At 71.4% G+C, this 23,078-nt stretch carries 27 protein-coding genes; 13 read left to right on the top strand and 14 right to left on the bottom strand.

What is annotated here, in order from left to right; all coding sequences use genetic code 11:
* Positions 1-21: 21 nt before the first annotated feature.
* From ACZ59A_RS01770 to ACZ59A_RS01780, 3 genes are all read left to right on the top strand, one after another.
* On the top strand, positions 22-480 hold the full coding sequence (locus ACZ59A_RS01770) for an SRPBCC domain-containing protein (protein ID WP_468041653.1): 459 nt from the start codon (positions 22-24) through the stop codon (positions 478-480).
* Positions 481-568: 88 nt separating this feature from the next.
* The gene (gene pknB / locus ACZ59A_RS01775) at positions 569-2,485 is read left to right on the top strand and encodes a Stk1 family PASTA domain-containing Ser/Thr kinase (RefSeq protein ID WP_470952168.1); all 1,917 of its coding nucleotides are present in this window, start codon (positions 569-571) and stop codon (positions 2,483-2,485) included.
* A gap of 653 nt (positions 2,486-3,138) precedes the next feature.
* The gene (locus ACZ59A_RS01780) at positions 3,139-4,017 is read left to right on the top strand and encodes a deoxyribonuclease IV (RefSeq protein ID WP_470952170.1); all 879 of its coding nucleotides are present in this window, start codon (positions 3,139-3,141) and stop codon (positions 4,015-4,017) included.
* Here ACZ59A_RS01780 and ACZ59A_RS01785 read toward each other — a convergent pair.
* On the bottom strand, positions 4,014-4,859 hold the full coding sequence (locus ACZ59A_RS01785) for an alpha/beta fold hydrolase (RefSeq protein ID WP_470952172.1): 846 nt from the start codon (positions 4,857-4,859) through the stop codon (positions 4,014-4,016). The genes ACZ59A_RS01780 and ACZ59A_RS01785 overlap by 4 nt on opposite strands.
* Positions 4,860-4,971: 112 nt before the next feature.
* On the opposite strand from ACZ59A_RS01785, the gene ACZ59A_RS01790 reads away from it, so the two are divergent.
* Positions 4,972-5,445: a DUF4396 domain-containing protein gene (locus ACZ59A_RS01790; protein WP_470952175.1), complete on the top strand. Its 474-nt coding sequence runs from the start codon at positions 4,972-4,974 to the stop codon at positions 5,443-5,445.
* A 4-nt stretch (positions 5,446-5,449) separates the two neighbouring features.
* Here ACZ59A_RS01790 and ACZ59A_RS01795 read toward each other — a convergent pair whose 3' ends face one another.
* Complete coding sequence (locus tag ACZ59A_RS01795) at positions 5,450-6,073, bottom strand: sulfite oxidase-like oxidoreductase (protein ID WP_470952178.1); 624 nt, start codon at positions 6,071-6,073, stop codon at positions 5,450-5,452.
* 158 nt (positions 6,074-6,231) lie between these two features.
* On the opposite strand from ACZ59A_RS01795, the gene bfr reads away from it, so the two are divergent.
* Complete coding sequence (gene bfr, locus ACZ59A_RS01800; RefSeq protein ID WP_470952180.1) at positions 6,232-6,711, top strand: bacterioferritin; 480 nt, start codon at positions 6,232-6,234, stop codon at positions 6,709-6,711.
* 32 nt (positions 6,712-6,743) lie between these two features.
* Here the strand turns inward: bfr and ACZ59A_RS01805 are convergent, their stop codons facing one another.
* From ACZ59A_RS01805 to ACZ59A_RS01815, 3 genes are all read right to left on the bottom strand, one after another.
* Positions 6,744-6,989 carry a (2Fe-2S)-binding protein gene (locus tag ACZ59A_RS01805; RefSeq protein WP_470952183.1) on the bottom strand — a complete coding sequence of 82 codons (246 nt, stop codon included), beginning with the start codon at positions 6,987-6,989 and terminating at the stop codon, positions 6,744-6,746.
* Positions 6,990-7,117: 128 nt separating this feature from the next.
* The gene (locus tag ACZ59A_RS01810) at positions 7,118-8,467 is read right to left on the bottom strand and encodes a class II 3-deoxy-7-phosphoheptulonate synthase (protein ID WP_468041640.1); all 1,350 of its coding nucleotides are present in this window, start codon (positions 8,465-8,467) and stop codon (positions 7,118-7,120) included.
* 65 nt (positions 8,468-8,532) lie between these two features.
* Positions 8,533-8,937, bottom strand: a complete 405-nt coding sequence (locus tag ACZ59A_RS01815) for an ATP-binding protein (RefSeq protein WP_470952186.1) — start codon at positions 8,935-8,937, stop codon at positions 8,533-8,535.
* Positions 8,938-8,965: 28 nt separating this feature from the next.
* Between ACZ59A_RS01815 and ACZ59A_RS01820 the strand changes: the two genes are divergently transcribed.
* Positions 8,966-9,835 (top strand): helix-turn-helix domain-containing protein, encoded by an 870-nt coding sequence (locus ACZ59A_RS01820; RefSeq protein WP_470952188.1) that lies wholly within the window; start codon positions 8,966-8,968, stop codon positions 9,833-9,835.
* Positions 9,819-10,010, top strand: a complete 192-nt coding sequence (locus ACZ59A_RS01825) for a DUF397 domain-containing protein (RefSeq protein ID WP_470952190.1) — start codon at positions 9,819-9,821, stop codon at positions 10,008-10,010. Before ACZ59A_RS01820 ends, ACZ59A_RS01825 begins: the two co-directional genes overlap by 17 nt.
* Here ACZ59A_RS01825 and ACZ59A_RS01830 read toward each other — a convergent pair.
* Complete coding sequence (locus ACZ59A_RS01830; RefSeq protein WP_470952192.1) at positions 10,000-10,320, bottom strand: LppU/SCO3897 family protein; 321 nt, start codon at positions 10,318-10,320, stop codon at positions 10,000-10,002. The genes ACZ59A_RS01825 and ACZ59A_RS01830 overlap by 11 nt on opposite strands.
* Between ACZ59A_RS01830 and ACZ59A_RS01835 the strand changes: the two genes are divergently transcribed.
* From ACZ59A_RS01835 to ACZ59A_RS01850, 4 genes are all read left to right on the top strand, one after another.
* Positions 10,310-10,471 carry a hypothetical protein gene (locus tag ACZ59A_RS01835; protein WP_468041633.1) on the top strand — a complete coding sequence of 54 codons (162 nt, stop codon included), beginning with the start codon at positions 10,310-10,312 and terminating at the stop codon, positions 10,469-10,471. The two genes, ACZ59A_RS01830 and ACZ59A_RS01835, sit on opposite strands and share 11 nt — an antisense overlap.
* A 373-nt stretch (positions 10,472-10,844) precedes the next feature.
* Entirely contained in the window at positions 10,845-11,378 is a 534-nt protein-coding gene (locus ACZ59A_RS01840; RefSeq protein ID WP_470952194.1) for a hypothetical protein, read from the top strand.
* Between the two features lie 15 nt (positions 11,379-11,393).
* The gene (locus tag ACZ59A_RS01845) at positions 11,394-11,450 is read left to right on the top strand and encodes a trp operon leader peptide (protein ID WP_106516695.1); all 57 of its coding nucleotides are present in this window, start codon (positions 11,394-11,396) and stop codon (positions 11,448-11,450) included.
* Between the two features lie 100 nt (positions 11,451-11,550).
* On the top strand, positions 11,551-13,467 hold the full coding sequence (locus ACZ59A_RS01850) for an anthranilate synthase family protein (RefSeq protein ID WP_470952196.1): 1,917 nt from the start codon (positions 11,551-11,553) through the stop codon (positions 13,465-13,467).
* 97 nt (positions 13,468-13,564) lie between these two features.
* Here ACZ59A_RS01850 and ACZ59A_RS01855 read toward each other — a convergent pair whose 3' ends face one another.
* The 4 genes from ACZ59A_RS01855 to ACZ59A_RS01870 all read right to left on the bottom strand — a co-directional run bounded on the left by ACZ59A_RS01855 (position 13,565) and on the right by ACZ59A_RS01870 (position 17,506).
* Positions 13,565-14,593, bottom strand: coding sequence for a 6-phosphofructokinase (locus tag ACZ59A_RS01855; protein WP_468041619.1), 1,029 nt, complete (start codon positions 14,591-14,593; stop codon positions 13,565-13,567).
* 153 nt (positions 14,594-14,746) lie between these two features.
* Positions 14,747-15,430: a response regulator gene (locus ACZ59A_RS01860; protein WP_468041617.1), complete on the bottom strand. Its 684-nt coding sequence runs from the start codon at positions 15,428-15,430 to the stop codon at positions 14,747-14,749.
* On the bottom strand, positions 15,427-16,665 hold the full coding sequence (gene macS / locus ACZ59A_RS01865) for a MacS family sensor histidine kinase (RefSeq protein WP_470954576.1): 1,239 nt from the start codon (positions 16,663-16,665) through the stop codon (positions 15,427-15,429). The genes ACZ59A_RS01860 and macS overlap by 4 nt, the downstream gene beginning before the upstream one ends.
* 67 nt (positions 16,666-16,732) lie before the next feature.
* Positions 16,733-17,506: a lysophospholipid acyltransferase family protein gene (locus ACZ59A_RS01870; RefSeq protein ID WP_470954579.1), complete on the bottom strand. Its 774-nt coding sequence runs from the start codon at positions 17,504-17,506 to the stop codon at positions 16,733-16,735.
* A 126-nt stretch (positions 17,507-17,632) separates the two neighbouring features.
* On the opposite strand from ACZ59A_RS01870, the gene ACZ59A_RS01875 reads away from it, so the two are divergent.
* Together ACZ59A_RS01875 and ACZ59A_RS01880 are read left to right on the top strand one after the other, a co-directional pair.
* Positions 17,633-18,448, top strand: coding sequence for an alpha/beta hydrolase (locus ACZ59A_RS01875; protein WP_470952198.1), 816 nt, complete (start codon positions 17,633-17,635; stop codon positions 18,446-18,448).
* Complete coding sequence (locus tag ACZ59A_RS01880) at positions 18,441-19,148, top strand: hypothetical protein (RefSeq protein ID WP_470952200.1); 708 nt, start codon at positions 18,441-18,443, stop codon at positions 19,146-19,148. The genes ACZ59A_RS01875 and ACZ59A_RS01880 overlap by 8 nt, the downstream gene beginning before the upstream one ends.
* A 33-nt stretch (positions 19,149-19,181) precedes the next feature.
* On the opposite strand, the gene ACZ59A_RS01885 is transcribed toward ACZ59A_RS01880, so the two are convergent.
* From ACZ59A_RS01885 to ACZ59A_RS01900, 4 genes are all read right to left on the bottom strand, one after another.
* Positions 19,182-20,036, bottom strand: a complete 855-nt coding sequence (locus ACZ59A_RS01885) for an endonuclease/exonuclease/phosphatase family protein (RefSeq protein WP_470952202.1) — start codon at positions 20,034-20,036, stop codon at positions 19,182-19,184.
* Between the two features lie 12 nt (positions 20,037-20,048).
* On the bottom strand, positions 20,049-20,990 hold the full coding sequence (locus ACZ59A_RS01890; RefSeq protein ID WP_468041612.1) for an ROK family glucokinase: 942 nt from the start codon (positions 20,988-20,990) through the stop codon (positions 20,049-20,051).
* 57 nt (positions 20,991-21,047) lie between these two features.
* Positions 21,048-21,530, bottom strand: coding sequence for a DUF5304 domain-containing protein (locus ACZ59A_RS01895; RefSeq protein WP_468041610.1), 483 nt, complete (start codon positions 21,528-21,530; stop codon positions 21,048-21,050).
* Between the two features lie 141 nt (positions 21,531-21,671).
* Positions 21,672-23,042 carry an ArsA family ATPase gene (locus tag ACZ59A_RS01900; RefSeq protein ID WP_470952206.1) on the bottom strand — a complete coding sequence of 457 codons (1,371 nt, stop codon included), beginning with the start codon at positions 23,040-23,042 and terminating at the stop codon, positions 21,672-21,674.
* Positions 23,043-23,078 lie beyond the last annotated feature (36 nt).

The following is a 23,078-nucleotide window of genomic DNA, read 5'->3' on the forward strand; positions in this document are numbered from 1 at the left end:
TGGGAGGCGGAGGTGGTCGCCGTGACCGTGACCGTGGCCGACCGGATCGAGCGTGAGATTTACGTCGCCGCCCCCGCCGACCGCGTCTGGCGGGTGCTGACCACACCGGAGCACATCCGCACCTGGTACGCCCCCGGCGGCTGCGAGATCGACCCGCGCCCCGGCGGCACCGTCCGCTTCCGCTGGGACGAGCACGGGGAGTTCCACGGCCAGGTCGAGCGCGCGGTGCCCGACGCCCTCTTCCGCTTCCGGCTGGCCCACGCGCCCGATCGCGCCCCGCTCGGGCCCGGCCAGTCCACCGTGGTCGAGTTCACGCTCACCCCGGAGGGCGCGGGCACCCGCCTCCGCCTCGCCGAGACCGGCATCCGGGCGCTCGACCTCCCGGACGACGCCAAGGCCAAGCACGCCGAGTACGCCGCCCTGGCCTGGACCTCCGCGTGTGAGGAGCTGGCCGCCCTCGCCGCCGCCTCGCACAACTGAGACGGAGGTCACCGTTCTGTCCCAGTGCGTATCGGAAATCGGGGCAGCCGGTCCGAGGTGTCGGTGACGGCTCGTAGACTGCACTCTCGTGGATACGACGCTCCAAGACCCCCTTGTCGGGCAGGTGCTCGACGGCCGCTACCGCGTCGAGGCGCGCATCGCCGTGGGCGGGATGGCGACGGTCTACCGGGCCGTCGACACGCGGCTCGACCGCGTCCTCGCCCTGAAGGTGATGCACCAGAGCCTCGCCTCGGACGCCGCCTTCGTGGACCGCTTCATCCGCGAGGCCAAGTCCGTCGCCAGACTCGCGCACGCCAATGTGGTCGGCGTCTACGACCAGGGCACCGACGGCGCGCATGTCTACCTCGCCATGGAGTACGTCGCCGGGTGCACCCTGCGCGACGTCCTGCGGGAGCGCGGCGCCCTTCAGCCCCGCGCCGCGCTGGACATCCTGGAACCGGTCCTGGCCGCCCTCGGCGCCGCCCACCGCGCGGGCTTCGTCCACCGCGACATGAAGCCGGAGAACGTCCTGATCGGCGACGACGGCCGGGTCAAGGTCGCCGACTTCGGCCTGGTCAGGGCGGTGGACACCAACACCAGCGCCTCCACCGGGTCCGTCCTGGGCACCGTGTCCTACCTCGCGCCCGAGCAGATCGAGCACGGTACGGCCGACACCCGCGCCGACGTCTACGCGTGCGGCGTGGTCCTCTACGAGATGCTCACCGGCTCCAAGCCGCACGGCGGCAGCACCCCGGCGCAGGTCCTCTACCAGCACCTCCACGAGGACGTCCCGCCCCCGTCCGTCGCCGCGCCCGAGGTCGCGCCGGAGCTGGACGCGCTGGTCGCCTCCGCCACCGCGCGCGAGGTCGCCCTGCGCCCCGCCGACGCCGTCGACCTGCTCGGCCAGGTGCGCGACGCGCGCGCCGCCCTCACCGACGCACAGCTCGACGCCATACCGCCGCAGGCCCACGAGGAGGCCCTCGGCGGCGGCTCCGAAGACCGTACGACGGTCATCCCGCGCCCCGCCGGGGCCGCCGCTGCCGCCCCGGAGCACACCAGCCGTCTGGAGCTCCCCCAGGACCCGCCCGAGCCGCCGCGGCAGCGCCGCCGCATGCCGCGCCGCGGAGTGGTGACGATCGTCGCCGCCGTCCTGCTCGCCCTCGGCATCGGCGCCGGGGTCTGGTACATCAGCGCCGGGCAGTTCACCAACGTCCCGTCCGTGCTGAAGATGACCCGCCCGGACGCCGAGAAGAAGCTGCACAGCGCCGGTCTGGACGTCAAGGTCGTCCAGGATTACAGCGATGTCGTCGACAAGAACAAGGTCATCAGCAGCAAGCCCGGCGTCGGCGAGCGCATCCGCTCCACCGGCACCGTCACCATCCACGTCTCCCAGGGGCCGCCGCGGGCCGAGGTGCCCAATGTCGTCGGCCGACCGCTCACCGAGGCCAAGGCGAAGATCGCCGACGCGGGGCTGAGGGTGGGCACCGTCACCCGCCGCTTCAGCGACGAGACCCCCCAGGACGCGGTGCTCGCCACCACCCCCGGCCCGGACTCCGTCCGCCGCCCCGACACGGCCGTGAACCTCGTGGTCAGCAAGGGCGAGCCCCTCGACATCCCCGACCTCATCGGCGACGACCCGTCCGACGCCCGATCCGAGCTGCGCGAGGCGGGCTTCAAGGTCAAATTCGCCGAGCGCCGCGCCTTCTCGGACGAGGACCGGGGCACGATCGCCGCCCAGTCCCCCGGCGAAGGCACCCAGGGCGCCAAGGGCGACACGGTGACCCTCACCCTCTCCAAGGGCCAGCAGATGATCGAGGTCCCGGACGTCACGGGCGAGAACACCGACGACGCGAGGCAGCAGCTGGAGGACGCGGGCTTCACGGTGAAGGTCGACAAGCCGCTGCTTTTCCCGAGCGACGAGGTGAAGGACCAGTCGGTGTCGGGCGGCGACAAGGCGCCGAAGGGAAGCGAGATCACGATCACGGTAAAGGGCGGCGTCTTCTAGCCCCCGGCCGATCCGTTGTCGGCGGCTTGTTCCCCACCCCGCCCCTCCCCGAACCGGGGCCCCGCCCCGGCCCCCGCTCCTCAAACGCCGGAGGGGCTGGGAGCGCGGCACGTCCGCCCCGGCGGGGATGCGTGGGGGAAGCCCCAGCGGGGTGCGGGGCTTGAGCCCTGGCGGGGTGCGGGGCTTCAGCCCCAGCGGGGAGCAGGAGGCGCAGCCCCGGCGAGGGGCCAGGCTCCAGCCCCGGCAGGGCGCGGGACTTCAGCCCCGGCGAGGCGCAGGGCCCCAGCCCCGGCAGAGGGCCACGCTCCAGCCCCGGCAGGGCGCAGGGCCCCAGCCCCAGCAGGGGGCCACGCTTCAACCCCAGCAGAGGGCCACGCTCCAGCCCCAGCAGGGGGCCACGCTTCAACCCCAGCAGAGGGCCACGCTCCAGCCCCGGCAGGGGACCGGACTTCAGCCCCGGCAGGGGGCCAGGCTCCAGCCCCAGCAGGGCGCAGGGCCCCAGCCTCGGCGAGGGGCCAGGCTCCAGCCCCGGCAGGGCGCGGGACTTCAGCCCCGGTGGGGGCCGGGGGCGCAGCCTCCCGGTTTCGGGAAGGGGCGGGGTGGGGGACTACACCCCGGGCCATCCGGGCCGGGTGGGCTGGGATGCTGGAGGGGTGAGTACGCATCGCAGTCGCAATCCCATCGGTGGGCACATCCGCGTCGCCGGTGGCCTCGCCAGCACCGGGCTTCCGCATGCGCGGGACATCGGTGCCGAGGCCGTGCAGGTCTTCGTCGCCAATCCGCGGGGGTGGGCCACGCCGCCCGGCACTCCGGCGCAGGACGAGGCGTTCCGGGAGGCGTGTGGCGAGCAGTCCGTGCCGGTGTACATCCATGCGCCGTACCTGATCAACTTCGGGTCGCACACGGAGGCCACCGCCGACCGGTCCGTCGAATCGTTGCGGCATTCGCTCCGCCGGGGCCGGGACATCGGGGCGCTCGGGGTCGTCGTGCACACCGGGTCGGCGACCGGTGGGCGGGCCCGCGAGACGGCGATGGCGCAGGTGCGGGAGCGGGTGCTGCCGTTGCTGGACGAGCTGACGCATGAGGACGACCCGCCGCTGCTCCTGGAGCCGACGGCCGGACAGGGCACGTCCCTGTGCGCGCTGGTCGAGGATCTCGGGCCGTACTTCGAGGCGCTGGACCGGCATCCGAAGCTCGGCGTCTGCCTCGACACCTGCCATGTCTTCGCGGCCGGTCACGACCTGGCCGCGCCCGGCGGGATGAAGCAGACGCTGGACGAGCTGGTCGAGGTCACCGGCAAGGGGCGGCTGAAGCTGATCCACGCGAACGACTCCAAGGACGTGGTGGGGGCGCACAAGGACCGGCACGAGAACATCGGCGCCGGGCACATCGGCGAGGAGCCGTTCCGGGAGCTGTTCACGCATCCGGCCACGGAAGGCGTGCCGCTGGTGGTCGAGACGCCCGGCGGGGCCGACGGGATCGAGGGGCACGCGGCGGATATCGCCCGGCTCAAGGCGCTGCGGGACGGCTAGTCCGGGGCGGTGTGTTCGAGGATCGCGGGGACGATCGTCGCCCAGTCGGCTCGCTCGACCCCGTGACCGGCGTCCGGCAGGGTCAGGAGCGTGGCGTCGGGGATCTGTTCCGCCAGTGCCTCACCATGCCCGAGCGGGAACATCGGATCGGCGGTCCCGTGGATCACCAGCGTGGGCACGGCGATCGAGGACAGGGGCGCCCGGGGAGGCGTGCCGCCCGGCAGGATGTCGTGGTTGCGGGCCGCGGCGATGTCGTGCGCGCGCTCGACGTCGCGCCGGACGAGGTTACGGACGGCGGCCTCGTCGAACGGGCGCCTGCCGCCCGCGAGCACGCGCGCGTAGCCGACCACGTAATCGATCAACCACTCGGCGTCCGGCCCCTCGGCATGCGCGGAGGAGACGAACCGCGTGAACTCCTCGGTCGGCGGAGGAAGCTCCCGGTCGCCGGGCACGGCGGAGGACGTGCTGATCAGGACGAGCGAGCGGACGCGGTCGGCGTCATCGAGCACGAGCAGTTGCGCCAGCGCCCCTCCGGCCGAGACGCCCACGATGTGCGCGGCCGGGACCTCATAGGCGTCGAGCACGCGGGGGGCGTCACCGACCAGGTCCGACGCGGTGTATCCGGGGCGGCCCGGCTCGTAGGTGACTGATCGGCCGGTGTCGCGGTGGTCGTAACGGATCACGAACCGCCCGCCCCCGGCGAGCGCCCGGCAGAAGCCCTCCTCCCACCAGAGCATCGAAGCCCCCGTCCCCATGACGAGCAGGACGGGCGGATCCGACGGGTCGCCGAAGGACTCGGCGCACAGCTCGATGCCGTCCGCCTCGATCACGCGCTCGGCCATGGCCGCTCCTTCGATTCCGACCGATTCTACGGGACTAGGGAATACCCCCTGGGGGTATGGTGTTCCTGTCGTTCGAGAAGGACCGCCACTACCCCTGGGGGGGGCATCCACCATGGAGCACATGGATCACATGGACCACCACGCACACGGTCGCGCCGACTGGCCCATGGCCGCGCAGGCCACCCTGCACTGCCTCACCGGCTGCGCCATCGGCGAGATCCTGGGCATGGCCATCGGCACCGCACTCGCCTGGCACAACGTCCCGACCATGGTCCTGGCGATCGTGCTCGCCTTCGTCTTCGGCTACGCGCTCACGATGCGCGGCGTCCTGCGCGCCGGACTGGACCTGCGCACCGCACTACGCGTCGCACTCGCGGCGGACACCGTGTCGATCGCGGTGATGGAACTGGCGGACAACGGCACGCTGCTGCTGTTCCCGGGCGCGATGGACGCGACCCTCGCCGACGCCCTGTTCTGGCTGAGCCTGGCCCTCTCCTTCGTGGTGGCCTTCATCCTGACCACCCCGGTCAACAAGTGGATGATCGGGCGCGGGAAGGGCCACGCGGTGGTGCACCAGTACCACTGATCGGCTACAGCTCGGGCCCGTCGCCCGGCTGCTCCTGGTACGTGTAGCGCTGCTCGCGCCAGGGGTCGCCGATGTTGTGGTAGCCGCGCTCTTCCCAGAAGCCGCGCCGGTCGGCCGTCATGTATTCGACGCCGCGGACCCACTTCGGGCCCTTCCAGGCGTACAGATGCGGGACGACCAGCCGCAGCGGGAATCCGTGCTCGGCGGTCAGCAGCTCGCCGTCCTTGTGGGTGGCGAACATGGCCGCCTCGGCCATGAAGTCCGTCAGCCGCAGATTCGAGCTGAATCCGTACTCCGCCCACACCATGACGTGCGTGACGTCGGGCGCGGGCGGCGCCAGCGCGATGATCTCGCTCACCGCTACGCCGCCCCATTCCGCGCCCAGCATGGAGAACTTGGTGACGCAGTGCAGATCGGCGACGACCGTCGAGTAGGGCAGGGCGGAGAACTCTTCATGGTTCCAGCAGTGCTTCTCCCCGTCCGCGGTCGCGCCGAAGACGCGGAACTCCCAGCGGTCCGGCCGGAATTTCGGGACCGGTCCATAGTGCGTAACCGGCCACCCGCGCTGCAGTCGCTGACCCGGAGGCAGCTGCGCAAGCTCCCCCTGACGGTGCTCCGGCTGACCCATGGACTCCATGCTCTCAGACCGCCGGGGGTGGTCGGGACCAGCCCGTGCGGCGCCGGGGCAACTCGCACTAAGCGTGCCCTTGCTGGACGCCCGAGCTGCGACGATGCAACGATGCCGGAACCTGGCATTCCCCCTTCTGATGGGAAGGAGCCCCTTCAATGCAGGGCGACCCCGAGGTTCTGGAATTCCTCAACGAGCAGCTGACCGGCGAGCTGACGGCCATCAATCAGTATTTTCTGCATTCGAAGATGCAGGACAACTTTGGCTGGACACGCCTTGCCGCGTACACCCGGTCGGAGTCCTTCGATGAAATGAAGCACGCGGAGGTACTCACCGACCGCATCCTTCTTCTGGACGGTCTCCCCAATTACCAGCGGCTCTTCCACGTCAGGGTTGGCCAGACGGTCACCGAGATGTTCCAGGCCGACCGGCAGGTGGAGCTGGAGGCCATCGACCGGCTCAGGCGCGGCATCGAGCTGATGCGGTCCAAGGGCGACATCACCTCGGCCAACATCTTCGAGAGCATCCTCGCCGACGAGGAAGAGCACATCGACTACCTCGACACCCAGCTCGAACTGATCGAGAAGCTGGGAGAGCCGCTCTACATCGCCCAGCAGATCGAGCAGCCGAGCAGCTGAGAGCTGAGCAGCCGACCGGTCCACACCGTGCGCTAGGCGGCTTCGGCGGCCTCGACCTCGGGCTCCATCGCCATGGCGGTCAGCACGGCGGGCTCAAGCGGCGCGTCGCGGCGCGGGCACGCGCCCCGGCCCAGCAGCGCCTGGATCTTGCGCACGCAGGAACCACAGTCCGTGCCCGCCTTGCAGGCACCGGCGATCTGGCGCGGCGTGCACGCGCCCGTGGCGGCGTGCTGGCGCACCTGCTTCTCGGTGATGCCGAAGCATGAGCAGACGTACACGGGCAGACTCTCCAGCGTTGATCAGTGAGGTAACCCTTACCTTACCCGCCATAGGTGAGCCTTACAACGGCGAGGGGCGCGGATCGATGTGATCCGCGCCCCACCTGCGTAAATGATCTCTTTCGGTACTACTGGTCCCGGTACATCTCCGCGACCAGGAACGCCAGGTCCAGCGACTGGCTGCGGTTCAGCCGCGGGTCGCAGGCCGTCTCGTAGCGCTGGTGCAGATCGTCGACGAAGATTTCGTCGCCGCCGCCCACGCACTCCGTGACGTCGTCACCGGTCAGCTCCACGTGGATGCCGCCCGGGTGGGTGCCCAGCTCCTTGTGGACCTCGAAGAAGCCCTTGACCTCGTCCAGCACATCGTCGAAGCGGCGCGTCTTGTGCCCCGACGCGGCCTCGAAGGTGTTGCCGTGCATCGGGTCGCAGACCCACGCGACCTGCGCACCGGACGCGGTGACCTTCTCCACCAGGTGCGGCAGCTTGTCGCGGACCTTGTCCGCGCCCATCCGCGTGATGAAGGTGAGGCGCCCCGGCTCCCGGTCCGGGTCGATCTTGTCGATCAGCGTCAGCGCCTCTTCGGGCGTGGTCGTCGGGCCCAGCTTCACGCCCACCGGGTTACGGACCTTCGCCGCGAACTCGATGTGCGCCCCGTCCAGCTGCCGGGTGCGCTCACCGATCCACACCATGTGGCCGGACACGTCGTACAGGTCGCCGGTCCGCGAGTCGGTACGGGTCATCGCCGACTCGTAGGCCAGGATCAGCGCCTCGTGCGACGAGAAGAACTCGACGGTCTTGAACTCCTCCGGGTCCACCCCGCAGGCGTTCATGAAGTTCATCGCCCGGTCGATCTCGCGCGCCAGCGCCTCGTAGCGCTGCCCCGACGGGGACGACTTCACGAAGTCCTGGTTCCAGGCGTGCACCTGCCGCAGATCGGCGTAGCCGCCGGTGGTGAAGGCGCGGACCAGGTTCAGCGTCGAGGCCGACGCCTGGTACATCCGCTTGAGCCGCTGCGGATCCGGGATCCGCGCCTCCTCCGTGAACTCGAAGCCGTTGACCGAGTCCCCGCGGTACGTGGGCAGGGTCACCCCGTCGCGGGTCTCGGTCGGCTTCGAGCGCGGCTTGCTGTACTGCCCGGCGATCCGGCCGACCTTCACCACCGGGACGGACCCGGCGTAGGTCAGCACGGCGCCCATCTGCAGGAGCGTCTTCAGCTTGTTGCGGATGTGGTCGGCGCTCACACCGTCGAATGCCTCGGCGCAGTCGCCGCCCTGCAGCAGAAACGCCTCACCCCGGGCCACGGCCCCCAGACGGTGCCGCAGCTGGTCGCACTCGCCCGCAAAAACGAGCGGCGGATAGGCCTCGAGCTCAGCGATCACATCGCGCAGAGCCTCTTGGTCCGGCCAGTCAGGCTGCTGCGCCGCGGGAAGGGACTGCCAGGTGTTGCCACCGGCGTGGGATTCAGCGTTCACGGTCACCCGGACAAGGTTACGGGGTCTTCACCGGTGTCCAGCCCGCCGCCCACGCTGTGAGACGCCCCGCCTCACGCTTTGAGCTCGAACCACACCTTCTTCCCTGGTCGGTCCTGGTACCGCTCCACGCCCCAGGCGTCCGTGATCAGCTCCACCATCGTCAGCCCCCGCCCGTTCTCGTCCCACGGCCCCGCGGCGCGCCTGACGGGTACGACGGGCGAGGCGTCGCCGACCTCGACCCGCAGCTTCCCCTCCTGCGCCAGCAGCAGCACGGTGCAGCTCGCGCCGGGCACGTGCTTGATCACGTTCGCCAGCAGCTCGGTCACGGCCAGCCCGGCGGCCTCATCGAGATGCGGCATGTCCCACATGGCGAGGAACGTACGGACGATACGTCGGATGTGGCGGGCCGCGTGCGCGGACAGCACGGTGAAGGTCAGGTGGTAGTGGGGCGGCGGGTACGCAATGTCTTCGTTCACGCCACAAGGGTCTATCCGGACGATTACCGTGGGCTACCGCAAGAACACAACGTGCTGGTTGTTGGGGGCTGTCATGCCGAACATCCGAAAGCTGGACCCGACTACGTCGCCCATGCATCACCTTGGTGCGGAGCTACGCCGATATCGCGAGGCCGCGGGCCTCACCCAGGATCAGTTGGGCGGGCTGGTGTACTGCACGGGCTCGCTGATCGGTCAGTACGAGACCGCCAGGAAGATCCCTACCCGGCGGTTCACGATGCAGCTCGACGACACGTTGGGCACCGGCGGGGCGTTGTTGCGGTTGCTGGAGATGGCACTGTGCTTCCAGGTGCCGCTAGAGGCCCAGGAAATCGCCGACTTGGAGGCGGAGGCCGCTCAGGCGTACTTCTTCGAGCCGTCAGTGGTGCACGGTCGCCTCCAGACCAAGGAGTACGCACGGGAGGTACTGGGCGTCCTCCACAAGGACAGCCTCGACGCCCGGTTGGCGAACCGATTGGATCGTCAACTGATCCTGGAACGGCGGAACCCGGCGCTGATCTGGGTGGTTCTCGGCGAGGCCGCGCTGCATCAGATCGTCGGCAGCCGGGAGATCATGCGAAATCAACTGGCCCATCTGTTGGCGTTCCGCGACCACCGTTCGGTGCACATCCAGGTGCTGCCCTTCGCCGCTGGCGCGCACGCCGGACTTCTGGGCGCGTTCAGCCTCTTTCGCTTCCGCAATAGCCCGGACCTCGCCTTCAGCGAGGATTACGAAGTGGGCCACTTGACCGCCAATCCGGAGGACGTCACCGACCGCACGCTCCGTTACGCTCACCTCCAGGCTGCCGCACTGTCCATTCAGGAGTCGGCAGATCTGATCGCTCGCGTAATGGAGGACCGCTATGGAACGCAGACCTGAGTGGCGCAAGTCCAGCCACAGCGCCGACCAAGGCGAGTGCGTGGAGATCGCCGAGATACCCGGCCAGGTCGCCATCCGCGACTCCAAGCACCCCGACGGCCCCATCCTGCTCCTCTCCCCCGCCGCCTTCGGCGACTTCGTCACCGCGACAGCGATGGGCACCCTTACTTGCTGATGTGCTCCATGCACAGCGTGAACTGCGCCCTGCCGTTCCGCGTCAGCTGGTACGTCGCGTACTGCGGATCGCAGGAGTAGTCCAGCGCCTCACGCTGCTTCACCTTGTAGTCCGCGGTGGCTCCACCGCAGTCCACGATGGTGAGGTCCGGGTCGCTGTCGGTGCCCTTCTTCTGCAGGCAGTCCCCGACCTCGGCGGCGGACGCGCTGGTGCTGTCCGTGTTGGGCGAGGTGGAGGAGGAGGGCGTGTCGTGGCCCAGCAATCCGTACCAGACGCCATAGCCGATCAGCACCAACGGGATGACGATCATCTGGATCTTCGTCTTGGTGCTGAAGCGGCTGAAGAAGCCGGGCCGGGGCGGAGGCGGCGGGGCGGGCTGGCCGTACGGCGGCTGGTGGCCGTACTGGGGCTGCTGGCCGTACTGGGGCTGGCCGTACGGGTACGGCTGCTGCGCCGGGTAGGAAGGGCTGTGGCCGCCGGGCGGCGGTGCGTTCGTGGACAGAGCGGTTCTCCCCGTTGAAGAGCATGGCGATGGCCACGCATCAGATCGATGCGCGAGCCAGTAAGTTAACGGCCCCCACCGACAGCCCCGGCGCCCGGGGTGGCGTCCTCCACACCGTCCACACACACGCGAGGGAACCGTGCCACGCTCCGCGTAACGAAGGTCCGTACCAAGCACACACGAGACGCGTTGCGCAAGAACGGGCGTTCGGGCTTCCCTCGGCCACTTACGGCCATACCGCGCGGAAGACACGATGGAACCATGCCTTCCTCGGACGCTGTTCGGGTGACCGGCCCGCCCCCGTGGCCGGTGCCCAGCCGAAGGAGTGCCCCATGAGGAAGTTGCTCCGCCGCAGCGCCGCCGCCTTCGCGGCCGCCGCCTCGCTCGTGCTGATGTCGCTCAATGCCACCCCCGCTCAGGCGGACTCGTCGGCCATCCCGTCCGGGATGACGTGGACCGTGCTCGCCAAGGGCAACGGCACGGTCCGGGTCGGCGCCGACTCCGCGACCGACGCCTACAACGGCGACACCGCCGCCACCGCGACGCTGCCCATGCTGTGCCTGAGAATCAACGGCAGCGCGGTGCCCAGCGGGATCACGCCGGACTTCTACGCGGGCTGGGCGCGCGGCACCGTGGCCGCGACCCCGCCCGTGCTGGGCAAGTCGCTGACCAGCCGGGCGACGGCGGACGCCGTGTGTGCGCAGTACTACGGCGCGGACTGGCGGATGGCCGAGTTCCACGACGGACGGTACGGAGCCAACCTGGAGGCCAGCGGTGGCTGGTCCTTCTGGGCGTACGGCTATGTGCCGGACGGCACCCGCTTCTGGGCGGCGATCAACGACCAACCGGCGAACCCGTGGAACTGAGGTAGAGTCCTGCACATGTTCGCGCGACTGACCATGACCTGGTGGTGGACCGCTCATCCGGCGGCCCACTGAATCGCGCGCACTCCCACAGACACACGCGAAGGCCGCCCGAGGGGCGGCCTTCGGCGTTTCCGCGGGCCGTTCCTCCCTCTCCGGAAGGAACCCATCCGCCATGACGCACCACGATGCTCACGCCCTCGTCGCCCGGCTGCTCGCCGAGGACTGCCCGCCCTTCGCCCTGCTGCACCGCCGTACGCCAGGACACGACCCCGACACCGTCGAGGTGCTGCTCGGCCCGGCCGGTGAGGTGGAGCGGCTGACCGACATCCCGCTGCCGACCGGGGCGCCGGAGGGCGGCGGGCCGGTGAGCGACGCGCTCGCGCTGGTGCCGTTCCGGCAGATCCGGGAGCGCGGGTTCGACGTACGGGACGACGGGACGCCGCTGGCCGTGCTGCGGCCCGAGACCACGTACGTGCTGCCGCTCGCCGAGCTGCTGGACGCGCTGCCCGCGCATGAGGTGCGGGTCGAGGACGGGCACTTCGACGTCGGCGACGACGCGTACGCGGACATCGTGAGCCGGGTCATCGAGGACGAGATCGGGACCGGTGAGGGCGCCAACTTCGTCATCCGGCGGACCTTCGAGGGCGAGATCCCGGGGTTCGCGAGTACCGACGCGCTCGCGCTCTTCCGGCGGCTGCTGGCCGGTGAGCGGGGCGCGTACTGGACGTACGTCGTACGGCTGGGCGGCGGGCGGACGCTGGTGGGGGCCAGCCCGGAGGTGCACGTACGGATGTCCGGCGGCACGGTCGTCATGAACCCGATCAGCGGGACGTACCGCTATCCGGAGGGCGGGCCTTCCGTGGACGGGCTGCTGGAGTTCCTGCACGACCCCAAGGAGGTGGAGGAGCTGTCCATGGTCGTGGACGAGGAGCTGAAGATGATGTGCACCGTCGGCGACATGGGCGGCGTCGTGGTCGGGCCGCGGCTCAAGGAGATGGCGCACCTGGCGCACACCGAGTACGAGCTGCGCGGGCGGTCCTCGCTGGACGTACGGGAGGTGCTGCGGGAGACGATGTTCGCGGCGACCGTCACCGGGTCCCCCGTGCAGAACGCGTGCCGCGTGATCGAGCGGTACGAGCCGGGTGGGCGTGGGTACTACGCGGGGGCGCTCGCGCTCATCGGGCGGGACGGCGGGGGCGCCCAGACCCTCGACTCGCCGATCCTCATCCGCACCGCCGACATCGACGGCCGTGGCGCGCTGCGGGTGCCGGTCGGGGCGACGCTGGTGCGCCACTCCGACCCGCGCGGCGAGGTCGCCGAGACGCACGCCAAGGCGGCCGGGGTGCTCACCGCGCTCGGCGTGCGGGAGGCGCCCGTACGGTCCGGGGCGGGCCCGCGGCCCCGGCTCGCGGACGATCCGCGCGTGCGGGCGGCGCTGGACGCGCGGCGGGCCGACCTGGCGCCGTTCTGGCTGCGGATGCAGGCCCCTGAGCGGTTGCTGTCCGGGCATGCGCTGGTGATCGACGCGGAGGACACCTTTACGTCGATGCTCGCGCATCTGCTGCGGATGGCGGGGCTGACGGTGACCGTGCGGCGGTACGACGAGCCGGGCGTGCGGGAGGCCGCGCTCGCGCACGAGGGTCCGGTCGTGCTCGGCCCCGGGCCGGGGGATCCCGGTGACGCGGCCGATCCGAAGATGCGGTTCCTGCGGGGGCTGACGGCCGAGTTGGTGGCCGGGCACCGGCACGGGCTGCTCGGGGTGTGCCTGGGGCACGAGCTGCTCGCGGCGGAGCTGGGGTTGGAGATCGTGCGGAAGTCCGTGCCGTTCCAGGGGGCGCAGGAGCGGATCGACTTCTTCGGGCGGGAGGAGACGGTGGGGTTCTACAACACGTTTACCGCGCGGTGCGGTGAGGGGGTGGAGGCGGAGTTGGCGATGCACCGGGTGGAGCTGAGCCGGGACTTGTCGACCGGCGATGTGCATGCGCTGCGCGGCCCCGGTTTCGCGGGCGTCCAATTCCACCCGGAGTCGGTGCTGTCGCGGGATGGGGCGGTGGTGGTGGCGGAGCTGCTGGCGGCTGTGCGCGTCTGACTGTTCCCCACCCCGCCCCGGTGGCCCGGCGGCGCAGCCCCGGAACGGGGTGGGGTCCCGGGACCAGTGGCGCAGCCCCGGGCCCCGGGGACCGGGGTCAGCCGAAGAAGACCTCCGCCTCCGCGTAGAGCGACGGGTCCACCGTCTTGAGGCGGGCCGTCGCGTCGGCCAGGGGGACGCGGACGATGTCCGTGCCGCGGAGGGCGACCATCTTGCCGAAGTCCTGGTCGCGGACGGCGTCGATCGCGTGCAGGCCGAAGCGGGTGGCGAGCCAGCGGTCGAAGGCGCTGGGGGTGCCGCCGCGCTGGACGTGGCCGAGGACGGTCGTACGGGCCTCCTTGCCCGTGCGCTTCTCGATCTCCTTGGCCAGCCACTCCCCGATGCCGGAGAGCCGGACGTGACCGAAGGAGTCCAGCGAGTCGTCCTTGAGGACGGCATCGCGGTCCTTCGGCATCGCGCCCTCCGCGACGACCACGATCGGGGCGTAGCGGATCTTGAAGCGGGATTCGACCCAGGCGCAGATGCGGTCGATGTCGAAGCGCTGCTCGGGGATGAGGATGACGTTGGCGCCGCCCGCGAGTCCGGCGTGGAGGGCGATCCAGCCCGCGTGGCGGCCCATCACCTCGACGACGAGGACCCGCATATGGGATTCGGCGGTGGTGTGGAGGCGGTCGATGGCCTCGGTGGCGATGTTCACCGCGGTGTCGAAGCCGAAGGTGTAATCGGTGGCGGAGAGGTCGTTGTCGATGGTCTTGGGGACGCCGACGCAGGGGATGCCGTAGTCGCCGGAGAGGCGGGAGGCGACGCCGAGGGTGTCCTCGCCGCCGATCGCGATGAGCGCGTCGACCTCCTGCTTGGCCAGGGTCTCCTTGACCCGGCGGATGCCGTCCTCGCTGTTGAAGGGGTTGGTGCGGGACGAGCCGAGGATGGTGCCGCCGCGCGGCAGGATGCCGCGTACCGCGCGGATGTCGAGGGGAACGGTGTCGTTCTGGAGGGGACCGCGCCAGCCGTCCCGGAAGCCGACGAAGTCGTAGCCGTATTCCTTCACGCCCTTGCGCACGACGGCGCGGATGACCGCGTTGAGTCCGGGGCAGTCACCGCCACCGGTCAGCACTCCGACCCGCATCCTTTTCATCCCTTCTGCCGCTGAAATCCCGAGATTGGGCCCGTTACGGGGCCACGCTAACGGTGATCCAGGTCACAAGGGATGGGGCGGATCGCGATTCCTGTGGCCGCAAGGGGAGTTGGGAGAGAAGTTCACCCGTTCGAGCGGATGCGGCTAGGCGTCGTCCAGTCCGGCCTCGATCGCGTACCGCACCAGCTCCACCCGGTTGTGCAACTGCAGCTTGCCCAGGGTGTTCTGGACGTGGTTCTGCACGGTGCGGTGGGAGATCACCAGGCGCTCGGCGATCTGCTTGTACGAGAGCCCCTTGGCCACCAGCCGCAGCACCTCCGTCTCCCGCTCGGTGAGCTGCGGGGCGACCGGCTGGTCGGCGGTGGTGGGGGCGGGCTCGCTCGCCAGCCGCCGGTACTCGCCGAGGACCAGACCGGCGAGGCCCGGGGTGAACACGGCGTCGCCGACGGCGGTGCGGCGCACCGCGTCCAGCAGCTCTTCGGTGCTGGAGGACTTCAGCAGATAGCCGGTGGCGCCGGACTTGACCGCCTCCAGGACGTCCGCGTGCTCACCGCTCGCGGAGAGCACCAGCACCCGCAGCTTGGGGTGGGCGGCGACGACCTCCTTGCAGACCTCGACGCCGGGCAGCCCGGGCAGGTTGAGGTCGAGCACCAGGACGTCGGGCTCGGCGGCCTTGGCCCGGCGGACCGCCTGCGGCCCGTCCCCCGCGGTGGCCACCACGTCGAACCCGGCCTCGGACAGATCGCGGGCGACGGCGTCGCGCCACATCGGGTGGTCGTCCACCACCATCACCGTCACCGGCCGTTCGGCTTCCCGGTCGTCGGTCATCGCGCAGTCGTCCCTTTCAGATTCGCCGCAGGCTTCGGAACCGTCAGTTCCACCTCGGTGCCCTGTCCCGGCGCCGAGATCCACTCGGCGGTGCCGCCGAGTTCGCGCAGCCGCCCCCGTATCGACAGGGCGACCCCGAGCCGCCCCTCCCGCTCGGCGTCGGCGAGCCTGCCGTCCGGGATGCCGGGGCCGTCGTCCCGGACGGTGACCATCACCGCGGCCGGTTCGTCCTCCAGCAGGATCCAGGCCCGGGCCCCCTCGCCCGCGTGCACCCGTACATTGTCCAGCGCGGCACCGACAGCGGCCGCCAACTCCCCCGCCGCGGCGGCCGGGAGGATCACCGGGGCGCCCGGCTCGGAGAAGGTGACCTGGGATCCGGCGTGCGGGGCGAGCAGGGCCCGCAGATCGCAGGGCTCGTCGGCGTCCTCGGGCAAGGCGTCCGCGGGCGCGCACGGCGGCGACGCGGGGTCCGTGGCTTCCGTACGGGCTTCCCGAGCGTCCCCGTGGTCGTCGGCCGCGGCGCGCGGCGGGGTGAGCAGACCGGTGGCCACCAGCGAGCGCAGCGCGATCTCCTGCTCCCCCGCCATCCGGCCCAGTTCGGCCGCCTCGCCGCCGATCGCGGCGCCCCGCCGCTGCACCATGGCGAGCACCTGGAGCACGCTGTCGTGGATGTCCCGGGCCAGCCGCTCGCGTTCGCGGGTCGCCGCCTCGATGCGCAGCGCGCGGGCCAGGGTGCGTTCACTGGCGCGGGCGACCTCCACGACGTACCCGATGGCCACGCTCGCCACCCACACCAGCATCAGCATGTGCACGGTGTCCTGGGCGAACCCGCCGCGCTCGATGATGTTGGCCGCGCACACGACGGTCGACGCCCACGCCGCCCACCGCCAGCCGCCCTTGATGGCGAAGCCGAGGACCGCGCCCGCCGTCCATATGGAGGGCAGCGTGGGCGTGCCCTCGGCGATGCGGTCGTGGTTGTCGACGAGCGGGGTGAGCAGGATGCCGGTGATCGCGACGGCGAGGTCGCCGATGAGGAAGCGCCGGGTGCAGCGCTCGGCCGACGAGACCATGCGGAAGGTCAGCGCCGTCCACACGGTCAGCACCGCCATATAGGCAGCGGCGCCCAGCGGACGGTCGTAGTCGTGGAAGGAGTAGACGAAGAGGCAGAGCGCGTAGACCAGCGTGAGCACCCGGTAGGCGGTCAGCGCATGCCACAGCGGCTGCTCCACGGACATGCGTACGACACGCTCGCGCTTGGACTGAAGCGCCAACTTCCCCCCACCCCCGGGCCCGGCGCGCGGCTTACGCCCCGGTCTTGTCCTTGCTGTTGTCGTCCGTGCCCTTGTCCGCGGGCTGCTCGGACTTCTCCGTCTTCTCCGCCTTCTCGGCCTGCTTCCGGGCCGCCTCCGCGTCCGCGATCTGCCGCTTGGCGGCGGTCGCGTAGACGTCGACGTACTCCTGGCCGGACAGCTTCATGATCTCGTACATGACCTCGTCGGTCACCGAGCGCAGGATGAAGCGGTCGCCGTCCATGCCGTGGTAGCGGCTGAAGTCCAGCGGCTTGCCGATCTTGATGCCGGGACGCATCAGCTTGGGCATCACCTTGCCCGGCGGCTGGATCTTCTCGGTGTCGATCATCGCCACCGGAATCACCGGCGCGCCCGTCGCCAGCGCGACCCGCGCCAGCCCGCCGGGCTTGCCGCGGTAGAGCCGGCCGTCCGGCGAGCGCGTGCCCTCCGGGTAGATGCCGAACAGCTCACCGCGCTTGATGACCTCGATCCCCGCCTTGATCGCGGCCTCACCCGCCCCCCGGCTGCCCGAGCGGTCCACCGGCAGCTGGCCGACGCCCTTGAAGAAGGCCGCCGTCAGCCTGCCCTTGATCCCCGGAGTGGTGAAGTACTCCTGCTTGGCGATGAAGGTGACCTTCCGGTCGAGCATCGCGGGCAGGAAGAAGGAGTCGGAGAAGGAAAGGTGATTGCTCGCGAGGATGGCCGGCCCGTCGTCGGGGACGTTCTCCAATCCCTCGACCCAGGGCCGGAAGGCGAGCTTCAACGTCCCACCCACCGACAGCTTCATTGCACCGTAGAACAACCGAGAACCTCCTGTATCCGACGAGGAGACCTTAACCTGCCTACCCCGGGTGCGGCGCGCCGCGTACGCTGAGGTCCCGTTGACCGCTTCACCACCGAACGGAGATCCGTGGTGCCGCTCCTCCCCGGAGCCGAGCCGTTCCGCCACGACGGCGGAGAGATCGGCGTCCTCGTCTGTCACGGCTTCACCGGTTCCCCGCAGTCGGTGCGCCCCTGGGCCGACCACCTGGCCCGGCGCGGCCTGACCGTCTCGCTTCCGCTGCTCCCCGGCCATGGGACCCGCTGGCAGGACCTCGCGGTCACCGGGTGGCAGGACTGGTACGCCGAGGTCGACCGGGAGCTGCGGGCGCTGCGCGAGCGGTGCGCCCGGGTCTTCGTCTGCGGGCTGTCGATGGGCGGCGCGCTCGCACTGCGGCTTGCCGCCCAGCACGGCGCGGAGATCAGCGGCGTCGCCGTGGTGAACCCGGCCAACCGGATCCACGATCCGCTGGCCGTGGCGCTTCCGGTGCTGCGTCATCTGGTGCCCTCCGTCAAGGGGATCGCGAGTGACATCGCCATGCCGGGTTCCCAGGAATCGGGATACGACCGGATGCCGCTGCACGCCGTGCACTCGATGCGCCGCTTCTACCGGGTGGTGGACGCCGAACTGCCGCAGGTGACTCAGCCGCTGCTGGTGATGCACAGCCCGCAGGACCATGTGGTGCCGTCCGCGGACTCCGAGCGCATCCTGAGCCAGGTCTCGTCCCGGGACGTCACCGAGCGGCTGCTGGAGCGCAGCTACCACGTGGCGACGCTGGACTACGACGCCGAGTTCATCTTCGAGGAGACGGACACGTTCATCACCCGGCTGACCGCGGGTATGGGAGAGGACAACGGGGTCCATCCCGGGGACGTCGGCGGGAAGGAGGGGGCGGCGGCCAGTGGCTGAGCGCGATTCGAACGAGAACGGGGCGGGGGCGCGCCGGGACGACGATGCCGCCTTCGCGGCGATCGTCGCCGCGTACGGGGAGGAGCCGCCGGATCCGCCGGGTGCGGAGCGGTGGCCCGTGGCCGAGAACCTGACGGAGAAGTGGGGCCGCGAGGACTCCCGGCGCGACGACTCTCGCGACGACCTGCTGGACGAGCTGGGGGACAGGCCGGAAGACCGGTTCGAGGACGACTTCGACCCCGACGTCGAGGACGACCGTACGGGCGCGGCGACTCCGGACGCCCTCACCAAGACCGATAAGGCCGACAAGGGCGACAAGGCGGATCCGGGCGACAAGCTCGACAAGGGCGACAAGCCCGTCGGCAGCTTCATCGTGTACGCGCCGGGCGTGGGCCCGCGCGACTGGGACGCCGAGGAGTCCTCCGAGAGCGACTTCGACGAGACCGACGAGGGCCACTTCGTCCCGCCCGAGCCGCCGCCGCTCCCCGAGTCCGACGTCACGTCCCGGTTCGCCTGGCTGGGCGTGCTGGGCGGGCCGCTGCTGCTGCTCGCCGTGGTGCTGTTCCGGGTGGAGATGACCTGGTGGATCACGACGCTGGGCGTCGGCGGTTTCCTGGGCGGCTTCGTCACGCTGGTGATGCGGATGAACGAGAGCGACGACGAGGAGGACGAGGACCCCGGCCGGGGCGCCGTCGTCTGATCAGCCCCGATCAGCCCCGCTCCGGCTGACGCGCTACGACGCGGGCAGCCGGGGCAGCCGGAGCGCGGCCAGGACCGGCAGATGGTCCGTGGCCGCCCTCAGGTCGGCGTCGCCGAGGCCGGGCAGCCCGGACGGCACTCCGCAGCCGATGATCTCGACGCCGTCGGACGCGAACAGCGCGTCGATGCGGCGGCGCGGATCGCCCGGGTCGAAGGTGGCCTCGCTCCCCCAGGGTTCGGTGGCCCAGCCGTCCCGCAGCGTTCCGGCGATGCGGCGGAAGGCGCGGCCGTGGGGCTGCTCGTTGATGTCCCCGGCGGCGACGGCGTACGGCACGTCGAGCGCGGCAACCCGGTCCAGCAGCATCCCGGCCTGGTCGTAGCGCTCGGCCGCGGCCAGGCTCAGATGGCAGCTGAGGACGCCGAGCCGGAACACGCCATCGGCGTCGCGGTGGCGATCGGTTTCGCGGTGACCGTCGGTGCCGCGGTGGCCGTCCGCGTCCCGGTGGCCGTCCGCGTCGCGGTGGCCGCCGCCGAAGCGCAGCACGGCGGTGGCGAAGCCCCGCCGGTGCAGGCCGGGGACGCGGGGCAGCAGGATGTCCTCGGCCCGCTCGACGTGGGCGCGCAGCGAGGCGAGGATCATGGGACCGGTGGCGGTGGCCCCGCCCGTGACGTAGACGAGGCCGGTCTCGCGGGCCAGCCAGGCGGCGGCCTTGCGCCAGCGGAAGAAGCGCGGCGCCTCCTGGACGCAGACCACGTCGGGGGCGCAGGCCCGGATCACCCGGGCCAGCGCCTCGCGATCGTCGCGCAGCGAGCGGATGTTGTAGCTGAGCACCCGCACCACGGCCGCGTCCGGGCCGGTGGTGGAGGCGGGCAGATCCGCGAGCACCACGGTCTTGGGCCGTCAGCCCTGGCGGGCGAGGTCGGCGGCGCCGACGAGCCCGGCCTTGCCGCCGAGCTGGGCGGCGAGCACCTGGGCGTGCGGCCGCCACTGGTTGCCGACCAGCCAGCGGCGGAACGACTTGCGGATCGGCTCCAGCACGAGATCGCCCTCGTCGGAGACCCCGCCGCCGACGATGAACGCCGAGGGGTCGAAGAGCGAGGCGAGGTCGGCGAGCCCGGCGCCCGCCCAGCGGGCCAGCTCGCGGAAGGAGTCGATGGCGACCGGGTCGCCCTGGCGGGCGGCGTCGCTGATGTGCTTGCCCTCGATGTTCTCGGCGGTGCCGTCGCCGAGGCCGAGCAGGATCTCGGCGTTCTCCGGGGTGGCGGCGGCGCGCTGCTTGGCGTAGCGCACCAGGGCGCGGCCGGAGGCGTACTGCTCCCAGCAGCCCTGGCTGCCGCAGCCGCACAGCAGACCGTCGGGGACGACTCTGATGTGGCCGAACTCGGCCGCGACGCCGAAGCGGCCGCGGTGCAGCTTGCCGCCGATGATGATGCCGCCGCCGAGGCCGGTGCCGAGCGTGATGCACACGACGTCGTCATGGCCCGCGCCCGCGCCGAACCGGTACTCGCCCCACGCCGCCGCGTTCGCGTCGTTCTCCACGACGACGGGCAGGCCGACGCGCTGCTCGACCTTGTCCTTCAGCGCCTCGTGCCGCCAGTTGATGTTGGGCGCGAAGAGCACGGTGGCGCGCTTGTCGTCCACGTAACCGGCCGCGCCGATGCCGACCGCCTCGACGTCATGACCGGTGCTGACCTTGCGTACCGCGTCCGCGATGGCGTCGACAACGCCCTCGGGAGTCGGCGGGGTCGAAACCATGCTCGTTTCGAGAATCGCGCCCTCTTCGTCGACCACGCCAGCCGCGATCTTCGTACCGCCGATGTCGACGCCGATGGTGAGTCCCATGAGTCCCTCAGTTATTTGGTCGAACCCCGCCACGGCTAACGGTACCGGAGGTAGCGCTCAATCGAGGTCGATGTGTTCACTACTCGAACTCGGACCTTCGTCCCCGCGCTCCTTGCCGCCGCCCTCGTCGCCCTGGGTCCATCGCTGCTCCTGGCCCGTCACGGCGGCCCGGTAGGCGGCGAGCAGCTCGCTTCCGGCGCTGGCGAGATGCTCGAATACGTCGGGATTGCGCTCTATGACCGGCTCGACGGCCGCCTTCGCCCCTGCGATCAACTGTTGTACGGCCCCCTCCACCGCCGTACCGGCGAGCGGGGTCTGCAACCCGGCCAGCTTCTCCGCGACGGCGTCGGCCAGCTTGCGCAGCTCCTCGGCGGCGCTGCCCGGCTCCTCGCCGCCCTCGCGGCCCTCCCGGGCCCGCCGCCTGGCCTTCTCGGCGGCCAGATCCTCGGCGCAGGCGCGCTCCCAGGCATCGGGGTCGATCTCGGTGACCGGTACGTCGGTGCCCGGGGTGTCTGCGGGGCGCTCGGTGGCATCGCTCATGGCGAACTCCTGCGGCGGGAAGGCTGGCTGCCCGGTCCGCTTCGTTCAACCGGGCTTGCTCTCGACGTTACCGGAACGACGGGCCTCGGTCAGAGTCCGCGGCAGGGCGGAGAGGGGGACGGGGAGCGGGTCGGGGAGCGGTCAGGGGCGCTTCGGCCACAGGTCGGGGTCCGGGGTGAAGCGGACCTGCAGATGGCCGTCGCGCAGCCCGGCCCCGGAGACCGTGCAGCGGCGCAGCGCGGACGGCAGCGGCAGCACGCGGTGGAACGTACCGACCGTGACGATCAGTTCGTCGCCGCGCCGGACCAGGCTCAGCCCGTCCCGGTCGGCGCCGGGCAGCGGCAGCCGCCACAGCAGCACGCCCTCGTCGGCCAGCCGGTCCTCGACGCTCCACGGGTCGGCCGCCGGGCGGTCCGGCCGCGGGTCGGGCGCCCCGACCGGACCGGCCAGCGCGGCCAGCCCGGCGGCCGGGCGGGGGCCGCCGCCACCGCGGCCCCCGCGGGAGATCACCACACCGGAGACCACCCCGTCGTCGGAAGGGCCGCTGTCACCGGGACCGCCGTCGGTGGCGTCGCTTTCGGTGGCATCGCCGAGGCCCTGTGGATCGCGGCCCAGATGCGACAGCTCGCGGATCGGCACGGCCGGTGCCCACTGCTCGTACAGCTCCTTCAGCGCGGCCTGCTGCTGCCCGGACAGCGCCCCGAGCCAGGGGTCGGGGGTGCCGGTGGGCAGCAGCCGGTTGGCGATGACCGACTCCACCCGGCAGCCGTGCAGCGCCAGCCCGGCGCGGGCGGTACGCAGCGCGCGGTCGGTGAGCGGCCCGGGGTCCACCACCAGCCGTACGGTCGTGGCCTCCGACTCCAGGACGCCCTGGACGGCGGCCAGCTCGCGCTCCCAGCGCTCGGCCATCTCGTACAGCTTCTGCGCGGGCATCGGCATCCCGGCCAGCTGCGCCAGCATCGGCCGCAGCGCGCGGGCCGCCTGCCGCTCGGCGGGCAGCAGCCGCCGCAGATAGCGGCGCAGCTGTTCGGGCAGGGCGAGCAGGGCGACGGTCTCCGGCGCGGGTGGCAGGTCGACGACGAGGACGTCCCAGCCGGTGCCGGGCGGCGCGGTCTGCGCGGCGCGCAGCGCGCGCAGCAGGGCGACCGACTCCACTCCGGGGAGGGCGGTCAGCTCCTCGCCGTCCAGCGGGGACGAGCCCAGCATGTCGAGCATGCCGCGGCCGCGGTCCTGGAGGACGGTCAGCTCGTCGCGGAACCACTCCTCGGTGACGACCCGGGCGGCCCACAGCCCGGGGGTCAGCGCGACGGGTACGGACCACGGCAGCCGGTCGGAGCTGCGCCCGGGCGCGCCGCGCAGCGGGCCGATGCCGAGCAGCGCCTCGGGCGTGCCGTCCCGGTCCGCGGTGAGCAGCAGGGTGCGCTGTCCCTCGCGGGCGGCGGCCAGGGCGGTCGCGGCGGCCACGGTGGTGCGGCCCGCGCCGCCCGTACCGGTGACGAGGACCGTACGCATGAAAGGAGCCTCCGGCAGGGTGTTTCGTGGGTGTGC

The organism is Streptomyces sp. NPDC040405 (genome assembly GCF_055595765.1).

Coding starts and splice junctions, on each gene's coding strand:
- ACZ59A_RS01850 (WP_470952196.1), top strand. CDS start 11,551: ATGACGCACCACGATGCTCACGCCCTCGTCGCCCGGCTGCTCGCCGAG.
- ACZ59A_RS01855 (WP_468041619.1), bottom strand. CDS start 14,593: ATGCGGGTCGGAGTGCTGACCGGTGGCGGTGACTGCCCCGGACTCAAC.
- ACZ59A_RS01890 (WP_468041612.1), bottom strand. CDS start 20,990: ATGGGACTCACCATCGGCGTCGACATCGGCGGTACGAAGATCGCGGCT.
- ACZ59A_RS01860 (WP_468041617.1), bottom strand. CDS start 15,430: ATGACCGACGACCGGGAAGCCGAACGGCCGGTGACGGTGATGGTGGTG.
- ACZ59A_RS01895 (WP_468041610.1), bottom strand. CDS start 21,530: ATGAGCGATGCCACCGAGCGCCCCGCAGACACCCCGGGCACCGACGTA.
- ACZ59A_RS01785 (WP_470952172.1), bottom strand. CDS start 4,859: ATGGCCGAGCGCGTGATCGAGGCGGACGGCATCGAGCTGTGCGCCGAG.
- ACZ59A_RS01835 (WP_468041633.1), top strand. CDS start 10,310: ATGACGATCATCTGGATCTTCGTCTTGGTGCTGAAGCGGCTGAAGAAG.
- ACZ59A_RS01830 (WP_470952192.1), bottom strand. CDS start 10,320: ATGATCGTCATCCCGTTGGTGCTGATCGGCTATGGCGTCTGGTACGGA.
- ACZ59A_RS01870 (WP_470954579.1), bottom strand. CDS start 17,506: ATGAAGCTGTCGGTGGGTGGGACGTTGAAGCTCGCCTTCCGGCCCTGG.
- ACZ59A_RS01840 (WP_470952194.1), top strand. CDS start 10,845: ATGAGGAAGTTGCTCCGCCGCAGCGCCGCCGCCTTCGCGGCCGCCGCC.
- ACZ59A_RS01790 (WP_470952175.1), top strand. CDS start 4,972: ATGGAGCACATGGATCACATGGACCACCACGCACACGGTCGCGCCGAC.
- ACZ59A_RS01900 (WP_470952206.1), bottom strand. CDS start 23,042: ATGCGTACGGTCCTCGTCACCGGTACGGGCGGCGCGGGCCGCACCACC.
- ACZ59A_RS01825 (WP_470952190.1), top strand. CDS start 9,819: ATGGAACGCAGACCTGAGTGGCGCAAGTCCAGCCACAGCGCCGACCAA.
- bfr (WP_470952180.1), top strand. CDS start 6,232: ATGCAGGGCGACCCCGAGGTTCTGGAATTCCTCAACGAGCAGCTGACC.
- macS (WP_470954576.1), bottom strand. CDS start 16,665: ATGTCCGTGGAGCAGCCGCTGTGGCATGCGCTGACCGCCTACCGGGTG.
- ACZ59A_RS01795 (WP_470952178.1), bottom strand. CDS start 6,073: ATGGGTCAGCCGGAGCACCGTCAGGGGGAGCTTGCGCAGCTGCCTCCG.